This window comes from Anabaena sp. FACHB-83, assembly GCF_014697485.1.
Lineage (GTDB): Bacteria > Cyanobacteriota > Cyanobacteriia > Cyanobacteriales > Nostocaceae > Nostoc_B.
The window spans coordinates 23,511-39,117 of record NZ_JACJRY010000037.1; the positions used below are offsets into that span (position 1 = coordinate 23,511).

Here is a 15,607-nt window from a genome sequence, read left to right on the forward strand (position 1 = left end):
TAATGCGTGGGTTTCAAGCCCCCTAAACAATAATTTGTTTCTGACAGTTTTTAGAAAGCAATAGCTCATAATTTAAAACCCTCTGTAACAGAAAAGAGATTCCAAAAACCAAAACCACACCAAGCATAATGCTGAACCTGGGGTACTGCGCCAAAACCAAAATGCTCAGATGGAGGTACTCCTCCAAAGACGCTATACTCCTTTGGAGGTACGCCAGAAACACCACTCCTGGTATAAATTAGTGCTGGCAATGATACTAAAAATACGCCAGAATTATTCTCGGACATCATGTTAATATTTTCGATTATTTCATTGTATTTCAGCCCACGGCGTTGTTCTTTATTCCAACCTATGCGATGACAAAATTTTTCCCAAATATCTTGATTATACTCTTCCGTCCCACCTAGACTTCGATAAATTTCCATTTGAATACTAATGCCAAATTGATTATTACTATATTGAAGCCAGAGTTGATTAATTTCCTTCAAAGTGTCACCCGAAATCTTTTTTAGTAGCACGTACCAATTTTCATAATTTTCTTGAACCATAATTTGGTAGAAAATCCAAGCTGTTTCTACATCTGCCTCTTCCCAATTCTTGTTTTTTAAGGAGTTTTGCAAAAGATTACATTGCTTATCTCTTATCAATTCATGAGCAACTTTTCTCAATTCAAGTTCATAAGCTTTATCTGCTTCCGGATTATACTGAACCTCCAACATTTGGTAGAACCCATGCCTAAATCGATTTTCATTTTTCTTGTTGGCGAATTTTAAACGAAAAATCTCTCGCCATTTTTCTTCACTCCTATTTTTCTTATTTGCCCATAACTTATGTAATTTCTCATGAGCTTTCTGGTATACCAAATAGCAATCTGCTGCTTGAGGTATATGAATACTATGGATAATTCTAGGAATAATGCGAGAAACATTGTAAACTCTATTGGATTCTTCTGGTTCAGCACTTACTTCTAATAACCCAAGCTGTTGCCCTCGTTTCAGTTGTCTTTGATAATTAGAAAAAGGTTGACACACTTCCTCTAACGCTACCATCGGCACAGGAATCTCATATATTAAACAATAACTAAGAATCCTCTGTAATGGCTCATCAATCATCTGGTATAATTCTTCCCATATAATCCGTTCTTTCCATAATTTAGGGTTTTCTTCTAATTCTTTTATTTTCCCTTCTCTATCTGGTTTATTTAAAACTTCATTGTTGATAAACTCTAGTAATCTAGGATTGCCATCTGCTAAATCTAACGCTCGTTTGCGTAAATCTTCAGAAAGATTATCAGATATAAAATTAGGTAAACGGCTTAGTTTTTTAGTTAACTCAGCATTTTTTAGTGGTTGTAAACCCTGTTTATAAAAAAACTTCAATAGGTCAGAATCAAAGTCATAACGACAAGTGATAATCATCCTATTGTTAGTTCCCGTTTCTTGAATTGCTTGCACTAAAGCTGCCAAAATTGGGGCGACTTGAGCTTTCAGTATATATTTCCCTTCACGAGTTTCAAGATTCCATTCAAAATCATCCAGAATTAAGAGAAATGTTTTTTCGCCCATTTGAGCTAATTGATTGAATAAATAACTCAATCGAGCTTTGAAAGAAATATTACTATTTTCTAGATAAGATATTAATTCTACTTGCGATGGATTAATTAATTTATCTTTTAGCTTTTTAATTAAATAAGATTCATCAATTTGTCGCCACCAAAGAATCTTTTCATGTTCAGGCAACCTATCCCATAGTCGAGAGGCAATACTACTCTTTCCCCATCCTCCCATACCGTGGATTAACACCCCTACTTTGTCAAAATCGGTCTTCAGAATCCGCAAACAGTTTTGTAACTGACGGCGACGACCAACAAAATTCTCTCTAGTCGCCACCCTTAAGCGTTTTTCATCATCTCTGAACTCCACTTCATTAGAAGGTTTAGGCAGTTGTTTGCGTCTCGGAACCCTTAATGGGGTTACTAACGCTCCTGGTAACGTATTTGCTACGTATAGCCGTAATTTATGCCAATCTGGTACTTTTTGTTCAATTAATTTTTGATAGGCAGAAGCGATCGCCTGTGTAAGTGTTCCACCTTGTGACAGATCCCAATACAATTGACCAGCAGCAACGTTAGCATCAGTATCTTTGACTCGCTCACCCCAACCAAGAACAGCAGTTGCACCCATACTCAGTAGTTCTTCTGCCATTGAAGGAACTTCACCATCTGACGAATAACCTGTAAGGCAACCAGATAGAAAGATTAACACGGGTAAACAAGGCATCATGGCTTTTGCGATCGCATCTGTACTGCTATCAACTCGGTTGCCGTATTCGTCCTCAGTCAGAAAGCAAGGCTTTCCATATTGATAAGTAGCGTGACCTGTTAAATGAAAAACATCAAAGTATCCTGTTTCATATTCCCGAACCACATAACTTAATTCAGTTAAGCAGCCACTTTCTTCTACTCTCAAATTAACGGGAGTGCGCTTGGTTGCCTCTAAAATCTTTCCTTCTTCTGCTTCATAATCCAATTCAGGTTTAACCCCCAAGGGTGAGGTTGCCATAAACAGTACATTGAGAGGGCGATTCTGAGGATGATCAACAGTAACTATCGGTTGACCATCCGATATCCAGCGTACTGGAATAATCGGGGGCGTTTTCTCTACCAAAAAACACTTGCCATCATGTAGCAGTTCCCAAGGTAAATGTGCAAGTCTTTCTGTTGCGGCAATCGCCAGAACTATGCCATCGCGCCAATACTTGTCTATTTCACGTTGAAGATTACGTGAACTGCCATCTAACCAGTTATAAAGTGCCTGTCCTGTCTTAGCGTAATCTTCCGGCAGTCTGGTGTAATAGTCTGTTTCTGCTTTTTCAATTAAAAAAGCGATTTCTGCAAGGGGTAGCTGACGGGACTGGTAATCATTGAGGTTATCCCAGAAGAAACGGAACTCGGCATACTGATCGCCCACTGGTTTTAGGTCAAGATGGAGAATTTTCATTTTTTCTTAGATTTCTCCAGAAATGCTTGTATTTGCTCTACTGTTGCATCCTTAAGCAGCAAGCGATGATTATCAGGCGTGACAATCAAAACTTTCTCAATCCTTGCACCCGTTGGTTCGTAGAGGGATTTCTGGTACTTCTCCTTCCACTTGTGCAGGCTCTCTGCGATCGCAAATGTGCCACTGACAATCCCGACAATAGTGGCGATTGTGGCTACAGTTCCTTCCCGTTCTACTTCATCAACGGTTTGGTAACTGCCTTCTATGCCCTCAATCGCTAGGAGTTCTTTTGTGGCTTCTACGGCATCTCGCCCTTCGATCTCAATTTTCATATCTTCTAGCCTTAAAAAACAGGATTAAGAACGTAATTTAACAAACTCATACTATAACCAATTTCCTACTAAAATATACGGTGACCAATAGTAAGGATTTTCATAGTAATGATGTTTTTCCAGCAACGAGAGTTGAGCGCGTCTTACAGCTTCCGCTTTGCTAATTTCAGGATTTGCAAGCTGTTTATAAAACTCAATCATAAAGTCTGCTGTAGCCTGATCGTTTACTGACAACAATGCTCCTAAGATACTCTTTACCCCAGAATTTACAGACAATCCTGCCATTTCAATACCATTATTATTTTCAGAGCAACTACTAAGAACTAGTAGATCAATTGTGCCTTTTTGGGTTGTATCTCTGGTTTTTAATAGGGAACTTAATTTTTTGATGTTGAGACGCTCAGAGTTGTCTTTCCCCTCAGATTCTTTCCTCACCAGAATAAATGTGTTTTCTGCTGAGGATGCAGATAAAAATGGGACTGCTAAGTGAACCACCGATGGAAAAAAAGTTTTGATTGCTTTTTCCAGTGTAGTTTTGGTGACTTGATTGTTTAGTAATACATATGATGAGGGCAATAAATTTTTAATATTCCTTATTTCCTCTTCTATTCCGGGCAAGGAAATATTGTCTAGTTTTTCTGATATACCAGCAGCAAGGACTCGTGGTTTCTCTCTAGACAAATAGTTGAAATCTATAAGATTCAATCCAGCAGGTGCAAGTGCAATGTTATAGCCCTTCTGAATTAAATATTGTTCTTGTTCTCTATCATATAATGCTGCCATTGATACATTCTGTAGTGAACCATCTAATACAAAGACAAGATTTTTGATGTTATGTTTTTTTAGTTGAGGTTCAATATCTTTGATAACCCAGTCATATACCTTTATCGACAATTCTCTAAAAAGAGAGGAATTAGGTGTACTTTGTTCCCTGCCCAAAGTATGAATAGTCCGTTCTATTTCTGTTTGCGATCTATAAACAGCCTGAGACTGAAAAAACTCACTTTCGTTATTAACAGATTGTTTGGGTAGAGATACAATGACTTCTATTCGTTCGGCTAATATTACGGGATAAATAACGGCTGCTGTCTTGTCAATTTCACCAATCTCAATAGACTTTTGATTTAAAATTAAATTATCTGCACCTAAGAAATTGTTGACTTTTGTTAAGTGAAGGGATTCAATTACATCACGAGCTAACTTCAATTCTTCTTGATTAATTTGTATTTTTTTATAAGTTCTTCTAAGTAGTAATTCAATTAATTCTTTATGGAATGATTCTACATTTTGAAATGAAATAATTGTGGATTTATCTTTATCGTCAAGAAATTTTATTTTATTGTTAAATATTTTAAATGCTTCTTTAAAGTATTTTATAGCATTATTTCTGTCTTGATTAGCATCAAATAATTTGCCTTTAATTTGTAAGGCTAAAATTAGAATCTGTGCGTATTCTTTGTCGTTGTCTAGGACTAATTGTTCTTTATTTAAATATTCTTCTGCTTTTTTAAAAAAAAATGCTGCTTTTTGTAAGTTTTTTTCTCGAATTTTTTGATATCCAAATGATATTTCTAAATTCAATAATGCTAATCTACGTGAATAGCTTAAATTCACTGAGCGTCCTGCTTTTAAGTATAGTTCTTGCGCCTGAGTTAAAAAACCATCATTTTGTAATTGTAGAGCTAATTGACCTAAATGATCTAGTGTTTGAAGATATTCTTTGCTTTCCGCAACCTGTTTTTGAAATAAACTATAGTCTTTTTGAGTGGTATTAAGTTGCCTTTGGGCTATTTTAAAACTTTGTTTTAATTGATTGAATAGAGTTTCAAATTGTTGTCTTGTTTTTGCCAATGATAAAAGTTGTTGGTTTTTGTTTTCTAATTCATTATTAGCTTTATAAGCTTTCTGCTGTAGTTTGAATGATTCATTTTCTAAATTTTGTTTTTGTGTTTTAACTTCAGATAAAATCCTCTGGTTACTTTGCAATTCTTGTTCAAGATTTTGATTTTTCTTTAAAGCTTCTTTTTGGCGAATCTGTGCATCGTTAGCTCTCTGTACTATAGTTTTTTCATTTTGCTTTAAATTTTCTATTTTTCTCTGTGCTTCTCCAATTTGTATTTTAATTTTTTGAGTTTTATTTTTGGACTCTGCTACTTGAGTATTAGCTTCTGTAATTTTTTTATTTGATAAAATAGCTAAAACACAAGCAACTGCTAAAGTCATAACCAAAACGAAAACTCCAATACTAATTCGCCGTTGAGCTTTCTTATTCGCCGCACTAAGTAATTGATTTCTTCCCTCTAGTGCTTCCCTATCTTGTCTCTCCCGTTCTAATGCAGCTTCTTGTTGTTTGACAGCAATCTCTTCCTGAATTTCCTTCTCTTTACTAGCTGCTAAAAACTGTTTATCCTGATAACTTAAATTTTTATCCCTAGCCCATTCTTCCGCCCATTGTAATGCCTTTCCTCGCAACAGCCGTGATTCATCAGTTCCTTTGGAAGCCACCCAAAAGCGAAAATTCTCAGAATATGGACGGAGATTATTTAATTGATTTTCTATCCAATTTAAGTTAAATATCTCCCGGTAAATCTGGTTATAAATTCTCAGCTTACCCTGCTGTCTAACCACCAACCCCGAAAGCTGCAACTCACTTTGCTCCAACGTCTCATCAGCTATAACCTGTGATCGCTCCTCAGCCAGTCGTATTTGCTGATAAAGCTCCAGTAAGTACCCTGCCCGTTGCTCATCTCGTAAGATCCTGGCTTGAATTGTTCGTAGATGCTCAGGTTCATCTTGTGATTCCCAGTTTTCAATGATGCGTGACCTGACAACCTGCTCTACTGAACGAGGGTTTTCTTGGTCTGATTCCTCAACCATAAACTGACACAGCTTTTGAGTCATAAATGGTTGCCCCCCAGTCCAGCGCAAAATCTTCTGCATTATCGCTTGGGGATTACTAAATTTACTATGCAGTCCTTTTTCTAAAGGTTCAGCTTCATGGATTTGAAAGCCCTTGAGAGAGATAGCTTGACCGATATTAAAGGGAGTGCGCTGTTTGTCCTCAATCAAATTACTTGGTGATGCCACCCCTAGTAAACAGAAGCTGAGGCGGTTGTAATCAGAATTATCAACTCGCTTGTTATAACAAGCACGAATCAACGCAAAAAAGTCATCTGTTGGAAAATTTAAACTGAGTACGCTATCGATTTCATCAATAAAAATAACAATATTCTCTTTAACTTCAACAAGTAATATTTCTTCCAAAAACTTGCGAAATCTTGTGACTAGCGAATTTAACTGATTCGCCTCCCACCAATCGCCAAAGTTAACATCTAACCCAAAACTATCAATGAGGGTGTCGATTAAATCTGCATACCACTGTTCGGGCGGGACATTCTGAATACCACCAGCAGATAAATCTACGGCTGCACACTCCACACCCTCTTGCCTGAGTCGCTGCATGGTTCGCACACGCAAACTGGACTTTCCACTCTGTCTAGAATTCAGCACATAACAAAACTTTCCAGCCTTCAGCCCTTCATATAACTGGGCATCAGCTTCTCTTGTGACGTAAGTACTGGCGTTTTCAGGTAGACTTCCAGAAAAGATGTATTGGTCAACCATGACTCACCTACTCCAAACGAGTCGAGAAATACTGGTGATACAAATCACAACTAGGAAAACAATCATTACTGGAAAGTTTTACTAAGCCTAAGCTGTGCAGTTTAAATGCAACTTCAGTATCAAGCCTAACAGGTATTTCATTCATCACTACTCTTTTATACCCTGCTTCAAGTTGAGGATTGTGTTGTAAATGCCACAATTGTTGTCGCAGGTGGTCGCTGAAAATTCCCTGTTCTGTTGGTGCTAGTCTCAACAGTTCTTCTAAAGTTGTCGGCTGGCTTTTGAGATGAGCGATCGCCAGTTGCACCAAATAAGGATGTCCCCCAACTAAGCTTACTACCTCACTCAAGTCTTGCTCTGCCAATCCGTACTGCTTGGCGAGGTCTTGTACTTGCTGCAAATCAAATTCGGGTAATTCAATCGTTACGCCTACATTAAATGGTGAGTGATTCGTATCTAAATCAGGATATTTTTCGGTGGAATGAACTATTACTAAACGCAATTTCTTCCAGATATTACCAGTCTTGTCTCCTTGTTTAGCAGTTTCATACCAACTACGCAGTAATAAGCAGAATTGGGGAAAAATATCTGAACATTCAAACACACGCTCAAAATTATCAATAGCAAAAACTAAAGGACTATTGTTAAGAGACAGTAAATATTTTTGAAAGTAGCGAGTACAGTTTTTATTTAAACTGTAAATATCTTGCCAGTGTTTATCTAGTTGGGGTTCTAGTTCCAGGCTGTCAGCAACATCAACACACAGCCATTGTAAGAACGTTTTTAAATCAGTAAGAGTATAATTGTCAGCAACTTTTAAATCTAATTTTGCTGTTTGATAGCCTTGTTCTCTAGCATAATTTAGTACTTTCTCTAACAGTAGTGTTTTCCCCATCTTTTGAGGAGCTTTAATTCTAATCAAAGCTCCTGGCTGCACAATTGCTTTGTAGCATTTCTGCTCACTTGGAGGTCGTTCAACATATATATCTGTATCTAATCCTGTTACAGAATTCTCAGTATAAGAAAGTTTGTCTTTTAAAACTGGTATTTGTCCTTGTGAAACATCTTCCATTTGAATGGCAACTAAACCTTCGCTAAAAGCCCTTTGGAATATATTTGAAATTTCTGAATTTTCGTAACCCAAACCATCATAAAATCCTTGAGCAAATACAATTGCAGCTTTGTCACCAATGGGCTGGTTCATACCAATTGCATAATTAATATGTTGGCTAATTGCATGAGCAGGTTTAGCTGAGTAGCAGGCATTGAGTAAGACACAGTTTACATAATCGGCGTGTAATTTAAACAATGATGCCAACCCTTCTGGTGCAACAGGTTTGTTGTTCCCGCCATCATCTTCTAGTAACAAACTGCCATCTTCTAAGCCATGTCCGCAGAAATGAACAATACAAGGGCGTTCTTCTGCGATCGCTCTGCGAATATCTTGAGGACGTACCGCAGTTCTAATCCGAATCTCAAACAAATCCCGTCTTGTGGCTCGTCTTATGGCTTCTTCAATTTCCCTGATTTCTCGATCCAAACGCAAACCATAAGGGATTGCTGCCAGAATCAAGATTTTCTGCTGCTGGGTACTCTGATTAACTGATGTTATCGTCTGCTGTCCAACACCAATATTGTAATTTTCGTTCTTTGGTCTAGCAGGGTTGCCTACTGGGGTTGTTTGCTGACCCAAGAAAATATTCCAGGTATTACCTAGCCAGTTATTGTTACCCTGATTTTGGATATTACTTTCACCTATAGCCGCCTGCTGCCCATCACCAAACGTTGAATTATTAGCCTGCTGTGTTATCTCTGAGTCAAGTGAAGATGCGGGGTTATCGTCAGGAGACTTTGGCTGATTCATAATAAAAATTCAATAGCAATAAATAAAATACTTTTCATACCAAACTAGGGTTATTTTAAATTGGTCTGGTGTTGCCTAATTAAATAAACTTAATAATTTATGGATTGTTTTTGCTCCAATCATCTAAAGCAGCAATGACAAAGCTGGCGGCGGGATGACTCAGGACTTGTTCTAGTGCCGCCGTACCACCAGCCCTCAACGCGCTGATTGTTTTCTGCATTAAGGTTGAGTTATTTTCAATGCGTTGCGTGGCTTCTGCTGCCAGTGCCATTTTTCCTGTCATTGTGTTGGTAGGATAAGATTGGCTCAATTGCTCTAGTAATTGCTGAATTTCAGCTGCGGCTTCTGCAAGGTTCTGTTTTTGTTCTGATGAGGAATAAGTTGTTGAGGTTTGCACATTATTATTCCCTTGGGCAGCTTGCATCCCTCCATACACCTGACCACCACTAACATTTTGAGAAATTCCACCGGGATTATTAGTCATAAAACCTACCTGCTCAACGTTTGAATAAAAACTGGGACGCTCCAAAGCCGTCATCACCATATTTTCTAATCTGCGGATTTGATTTTCTTTTTCTGCCAGTAATAATTTAATTTCTCTGTCTGGTAAATTTTTAAGTTGATTATAGTTGACGAAATATTCTGCACTCAGTTCGGATTTGTCAGCAGTGATCGCTGTTTTGGCACGGAGCAGAAATTTATCCTGACCTCGTTTTTCCATTGCGACTATTTCAAGTTCAGCATCAGGGTGATTTTCAGCTAGTTGCTTGAACGAGATGGCGATCGCTCTGGGGTCAACGCCTTGGTTATGATACAGGTCGAGGGTGTCAAAGATGGGCTTGATAAAATCGCCAAACTCTCCATCTGCAAATACTTCTTGGCGATTGTCTGGTTTGCGATGGGGGTCTGGGTTGTCTTTTGTAGGCAGGCGCATATAAACATATTCGCAGCGCACTCCATCAAATTTTGTGTCGGTGGTAATGTTCCAATCTTCGATGTATGCACCCGTGAGAGTTGCGCCTGTAAAGTCTGTGCCATCAAGTAGAGTTTGCACTAGCTTGGCTCTTGACAAATCTGCGTCTTGGAGGTTAGCTTGGCTCAAGTCTGCGCCGATGAAGCTAGCATCTGTTAGGTTTGCTCCTTGAAAATTGACTCCTCGCAAATCTTCACGGTCAAAGTTTTTATTCTGTCCTTGACCTGTAACTAACACTTGACATAGTTTCGTATTTTGAAGGTAAGTTTTTCCAGGGCAAGCAAGGTTAAGTTTTTGACTTTTGTAGAAACAGGTACGAGTTAGATTAGTTTTTCTAAAATCTGTATTTTTAAGCGTGGCTTGAGTGAAATCAGCATCAGTTAAATTAGCTCCTTGGAAACTAGTGCCGTTCATAGCGATAAAGGCAATGGCAATTTTATAAGCAAAGGCGTGTTTTTCATCTCCCGCTAACGCTCTCCAACCGATATAACAGCCCAGCCCAATAACACCTCCTGCTACTATCACCGCACCTATCTCTGTCCATAATGACCATTTAACTTTGTGTATTATTATTTTTGAGGCTCCTATTGCTCCTAATATCCCTGCAATTCCTGCTGCTGTAGTTGCTATGGTGCCTGCAACTACGCCTGCCATTGTGCTTGTCACCGCTATTGTTGCTGCACCTGTAATGGACACTGCGGCAGCTACTGCGCCTGCCGAAGCTATGGGGGATATTATTGTTAGGAAGTCCATGAATTGTCTAAGTGATTCTGTTTGTCCGCCTGTGGCTATTGCTCCTGCAACTACCCCTGCCAGTGCAACGACTCCAGCAGTTGTCACGACTGCCACACTTAAACCTTTGCGGATGGTAATAGTAAAAAAAACTACAAATGTGGCTAAGACAATTATATTTGGTACATAACCACATTCTTTAAGATGGGAATCAGTAAAAAAATATAAAATAAAAATAGTAGGTAAAAATATAAAAAAGCCTAATATTATACATGAAACGGTGATTAATATTGTGAATAAAGTAGATACGGAAGGCTCTAGCCCTGCATTAGCATGGCTAAAATTTGTGTCTTTCAAAATAGCATTTTTGAAATTTGTTCCCCGAATGTCAACACCTTTAAAGTTTAACCCTGTAAGGTTTTGACCTTTAAAGGAGCGACCACTAAGATTTTGACCGGAAAAGTTCTGAGGATTCACTAGTTTTTTAGATATCTTATTAATGAGACAAACACGTAGACAAACCTGCAAAATAGTATATAAAAAGCAATACAGTTCAGTTAAGGTTTTGATCTCCCCTAGACCCCCTTAAAAAAGCAGGGCTGTTTCGTTCCCTAAAAAAGCTTAATTTACAAGCGTATCAACAAAAAAATCAGGTAGTTCAAAAATTTTATCTGCCTATGAGCCTCGCGATCGCACTTAAATTTACTCAATAATTTAGTAATTTTTCGATTGCCGACTCACTAAATTTTCTGGCTGATATTCTTGACAAAATCCTAATTTGAGCGAACGAGTAAATTCCTTATACTAAAAGTATTACTCTCCAAGCAAAGCTACTTAAAAACTACTGAAACCTATATAGAATAGAAGCTTACAGTTCATTTTCCTGCTTTTTACTAATATCAAGGTTCAATACCTATTTACTCCTATTTTTCACTTATCTTTTGGTTTTTTTAAACTTCAATTTATTATTTATAACTTTGCCTTTTCTATTTTCGTTTTTCTAGCTAACCCTGACTTCTATTTCTCCTTTACTTAATTAGCAAAAAGATTTTGTGTAACTTTAAGCTTTATTGAAAAATTACTTAAACAATATAGAGAAACAGGAAGTATCGCGCCCAAAGTCAGGATACAACAAACTCCACCAAAGCTAAATGAAGAACAATTGAATGTTCTTTTTGAAATAGTAGAAGCCAAGATTGAAAATTGTTGGTCGAAGCTGAAGAACATACTACGTTCTCTTGGTGCTAGAAGTTATCCAGATTTAGCTTCATCAATTGAAATTGCTTTTAACCAAATCTCTCTAAATGATATTTATAATTGGTTTACCCACTGTTGCTACTGTACTTCATTAGACTGAAAAACGCTATATCTTGATTTTTTAAAATCTATGCTTTCCCTTTTAAAAGGGAAATTTGTGTAACTTAAAAACTGTGTTATTCAAACCATCTTCTTTACTCAAGCTTTAAATGTATTTTCTCTTTAATTTTATTATCTGCTGATTTTTAACTATTTATGCAGATTCTAGAAAAATTTATCAGCTTGTTTGTTTATTGACACAATTTATGTGTTACTGGAGGCTTTTTTCTATGAATTGAGAAGAATTTTCTAAACCTACATATATAATTGATAATTAATTGTTGATATTACTTCTTTGAGTTGCTCCCTATTTCGCTCACTTTATTAGCTAGATAGGGAGCAAATAGTGCTGCGCTGGATGCTAAATAAGTTTTTAAATCACTTAGGGGTGTCAATTGCTGACAAGTAAAGAGGCTCCAAACAATGTAAAAGCTTGAGATCAAAAGCACCCCACTAATCATGATCAAACCAATGAACGCAAGGAAACGACTAGAACTTGCGACTAATCGAGGTTTAGCTTGTTCCTCGTTAAATTTTTTGAGTTCGGTGTTAAATTTTCCGGCTGCGGTTTCAAATTTGGCGACATTTTTCTCTAATTCACTAGGGTTATTTATTATTGCATTTGTCAGAAGGTTATTGAGTTCTTTCTTTAAATCATCATCATTAAGCTTATTTGTTATTGCATTTGTCAGAAGGTTATTGAGTTCTTTCTTTAAATCATCATCATTAAGCTTATTTGTTACTGCATTTGTCAAAAGGTTATTGAGTTTTTCCTTTAAATCATCATCATTAAGCTTATTTGTTATTGCATTCGTCAAAAGGTTATTGAGTTCTTTCTTTAAATCATCATCATTAAGCTTATTTGTTATTGCATTTGTCAAAAGGTTATTGAGTTTTTCCTTTAAATCATCATTATTAATGGGCAAGCAGTTGACAAATTTTTGCCATAAATATGCTAATCTCTTATTAGCACAATTTTTCTTTTTTAATTTGATAATTTCTTTTGAAGTTTGGTTTAATGAAGTTTTAATTTCTTTTTGTAAGTTATTTATTAGATCATAATTACCGACTATGGCTACTTCCGAAAGTGCTTCACTAAGTTTCCAGTCTTTGTTTGTTGTCCATACATAAATTAGAACTACAAAATAAAAGAAACCCAGCAAAGAACAGACCACTAATGCTGCCCATTGATTTGCGCTGCATTTAGATTGCGATTCGACGGTATTTCCATCTGTTGTACCTAGCAGCTTTGGATTTGTGGGTTTTGGTGTGAATGTTGGAGGAGTTGCAGTGGTTGTTGATGTTAGTTGCGAAAGTTGAGTTTGTGCAACTTCCCCTGAAACTATGCCTATCGACATAGAACCTACCAAGATAACCACAGCCATAGATATCAAAAGAATCATAGCCATAGATGGTAGACGTTTCATATTAAGAATCTCATTTTGGTGATTGATTAGGCTGATTTGACTAGTTCGATTTAACAATAATTATTCAGTTGTGTAAACTTTAGTATATAGTGGCTTCAAAAATCCCATCTGTTAAAACTGGATGCTACATTAACGAACTTGCTAAAGAATCTTATAGTAAAACCACAAAACAGATTCTTTTATTGGATTTTTAAAGGATGCTCATTGTTGAGCATATTATTTATTACTATAGCTAAGTCTTAATTTAGACACTACAAACACATTCTAGTGCAAGCTGTTTTTATACATATTGGTTATAAGGTTAGTGTTTGTATCTAACCAACCTATAAAATCTAAAACAGCAGATATAGCAGTTGGTGGATCGGAAATGAGGCTGTCTTCTTTAATTAAACTTTCAAAGTCAATTTGAATATCTTCTGCCCGTTCAGTGATCCCATCATTTTCATAAAACTTTACGCCAGCTAATTGCATAATTTTGATAATTTCTTGTGCCATAATTCCATAACCAATAGTAGTAGGATGAATGCCATCTAAAGAAAATAAGCCACCTTTTTTACGCCCCTGTGAGTCAGAAAGGAAAAAATGTGAATCTGGTTTAGGGTCAAGTGTATTAATTGCTGCTGGTAAAGAATATTCAGTCCACCAGTGAGGACGTGCATCTTTATCTTCGATATAGCGCACAGATGCCAAGCGATCTAGCAAAGCAACAGTTTCAAATAAGTACCAATCTTTCCCTTGCTCTCGACCTTTACGCACAGCATCTACAATATATTCATTGTATTTATCTATAACGCTATCAATTGCTCTAGCTTGATTTGCAGTCAGATGCGGATGTTTTTTAGAGTCAAAAGTATTCTCTGTAAACCAAAATGGAGCATAGTAAGGAAAATATCGAGAACCTGATTCTACTTTTTGTCCTTTTTGATCTTTATTAATCCCACGAGCAAAAGGAGTGATTGTTACATGAGGAACTGTCCCCCAAATTACGTGGCGTGCTTTAATCTGTTTAACAGCTTCTACAATGTTGTCGAGTTCAACTTTGAAATGGCTGGGAAGCCAAACAGTATATTTGTCATTTTGTGCCATGTCTTGATAATCTTCACCAGACCACTCGACATGAAAAGTTAAAATACTTCCTAGAGCGTTATTAGCACCGATTAAAATAATTAGTGTTTCAATTCCATCACCTTGATTATGCTCTAAATTCCCTTCATAACTTAACTTAATAGCAGCTTCTAAAGGAGTTAACGCCTTACCCGAAGAATCTCGTGCAGTATTTAAAACCTCCAAAGTAGCTATTTCATTAGCGTGTTCAGGAGTTTGTTGAAGAAAATCATCTTTGGGGGGGTTTGCTTCAATAACTGCCTTAGCGATATCTGCGTTGCGCGATAATGTGTTCCTTAAATCCCATCCATATACAGCAAGATTATGGTTAATTAATTCTTTTCCTGAAGCTTGTCGTCTTTCTCCGCGTTCCCAATAATTTTCTATTTGATTTAAATATTTTCCCAACCACGGTATAGCAGCTATATCTGATATATTAAATTTATCTTTGATGTGAAATTGCTTACCTAAATCCCTTACTAGTTTTTCTAAGTTCAGTGGTAAACCATCACCTGGGCCAGAATAAGTTGGACAGCGAAAATTTTTGTCCCATCCCATCTCACGAGCTATGAGCATGGGATAAGACAATTGAGTATTAAAAATAGCTCCACTTTGAAACCCTTGAGTTAAAGAGTCTCCTATTGTCACCAATCGATGTCGAGGTGTACCTTCTCGATTCACAGACACTGGTATTCCTAGAGTTGGGTCTGTTTCTGGTTCACGCGCTTCTGTACTTAAGACACTTTTTACTTCCTCTGGGGCATTTTCTAAACCCACTAACATATCAGGTGTTACCGGATTAAGCATAATGATAATGGCTCTTTAAATATTTAAAATTATTTTTGGTTTGGGTATGAAGACTAATAAATTTTAGTCATGTATCTATACAAATCTTTAGATAATAATTTTTTCTCTGTATAGATGCACAATACTAAAAAATATGAAAATTATAGCTACTCTTTTAAGCTGTTCAGCATTAAAATTGAGCGAGCAATCTCGACATAGCAAGAAGTATAGCTCTCAAAAATCCCAGTTTAAATGCACATCAGCTTACTATTACTAACATTACACCTCTTATGCAATTTGGAGACTACCCAGCAGTACCAAAAGATTTAACCTTCGATAATCATCTGCTCGGAATTCTATCAACTCACATAAGCCGTGTTATTGAATACGAAACGAGCATAATTTTTTAA

At 36.8% G+C, this 15,607-nt stretch carries 7 protein-coding genes; all 7 read right to left on the reverse strand.

Annotated features, from left to right (window positions below):
• Nucleotides 1–65: 65 nt before the first annotated feature.
• The 7 genes from H6G79_RS28025 to H6G79_RS28055 all read right to left on the reverse strand — a co-directional run bounded on the left by H6G79_RS28025 (nucleotide 66) and on the right by H6G79_RS28055 (nucleotide 15,194).
• Complete coding sequence (locus H6G79_RS28025) at nucleotides 66–2,999, reverse strand: GUN4 domain-containing protein (RefSeq protein WP_190593351.1); 2,934 nt, start codon at nucleotides 2,997–2,999, stop codon at nucleotides 66–68.
• A complete protein-coding gene (locus H6G79_RS28030; RefSeq protein ID WP_190593350.1) occupies nucleotides 2,996–3,331 on the reverse strand; it encodes a hypothetical protein in 336 nt (111 codons plus the stop codon). Before H6G79_RS28030 ends, H6G79_RS28025 begins: the two co-directional genes overlap by 4 nt.
• A gap of 51 nt (nucleotides 3,332–3,382) precedes the next feature.
• Entirely contained in the window at nucleotides 3,383–6,955 is a 3,573-nt protein-coding gene (locus H6G79_RS28035; RefSeq protein ID WP_190593349.1) for a CHAT domain-containing protein, read from the reverse strand.
• A gap of 7 nt (nucleotides 6,956–6,962) precedes the next feature.
• Entirely contained in the window at nucleotides 6,963–8,819 is a 1,857-nt protein-coding gene (locus tag H6G79_RS28040; protein WP_190593348.1) for an AAA-like domain-containing protein, read from the reverse strand.
• Nucleotides 8,820–8,916: 97 nt separating this feature from the next.
• Complete coding sequence (locus tag H6G79_RS28045; RefSeq protein ID WP_190593347.1) at nucleotides 8,917–11,001, reverse strand: pentapeptide repeat-containing protein; 2,085 nt, start codon at nucleotides 10,999–11,001, stop codon at nucleotides 8,917–8,919.
• A 1,166-nt stretch (nucleotides 11,002–12,167) separates the two neighbouring features.
• Nucleotides 12,168–13,307: a hypothetical protein gene (locus H6G79_RS28050; RefSeq protein ID WP_190593346.1), complete on the reverse strand. Its 1,140-nt coding sequence runs from the start codon at nucleotides 13,305–13,307 to the stop codon at nucleotides 12,168–12,170.
• Between the two features lie 264 nt (nucleotides 13,308–13,571).
• A complete protein-coding gene (locus tag H6G79_RS28055; RefSeq protein ID WP_199334087.1) occupies nucleotides 13,572–15,194 on the reverse strand; it encodes a hypothetical protein in 1,623 nt (540 codons plus the stop codon).
• Nucleotides 15,195–15,607: the final 413 nt, after the last annotated feature.

Coding starts and splice junctions, on each gene's coding strand:
- H6G79_RS28025 (WP_190593351.1), bottom strand. CDS start 2,999: ATGAAAATTCTCCATCTTGACCTAAAACCAGTGGGCGATCAGTATGCC.
- H6G79_RS28030 (WP_190593350.1), bottom strand. CDS start 3,331: ATGAAAATTGAGATCGAAGGGCGAGATGCCGTAGAAGCCACAAAAGAA.
- H6G79_RS28035 (WP_190593349.1), bottom strand. CDS start 6,955: ATGGTTGACCAATACATCTTTTCTGGAAGTCTACCTGAAAACGCCAGT.
- H6G79_RS28040 (WP_190593348.1), bottom strand. CDS start 8,819: ATGAATCAGCCAAAGTCTCCTGACGATAACCCCGCATCTTCACTTGAC.
- H6G79_RS28050 (WP_190593346.1), bottom strand. CDS start 13,307: ATGAAACGTCTACCATCTATGGCTATGATTCTTTTGATATCTATGGCT.
- H6G79_RS28055 (WP_199334087.1), bottom strand. CDS start 15,194: ATGTTAGTGGGTTTAGAAAATGCCCCAGAGGAAGTAAAAAGTGTCTTA.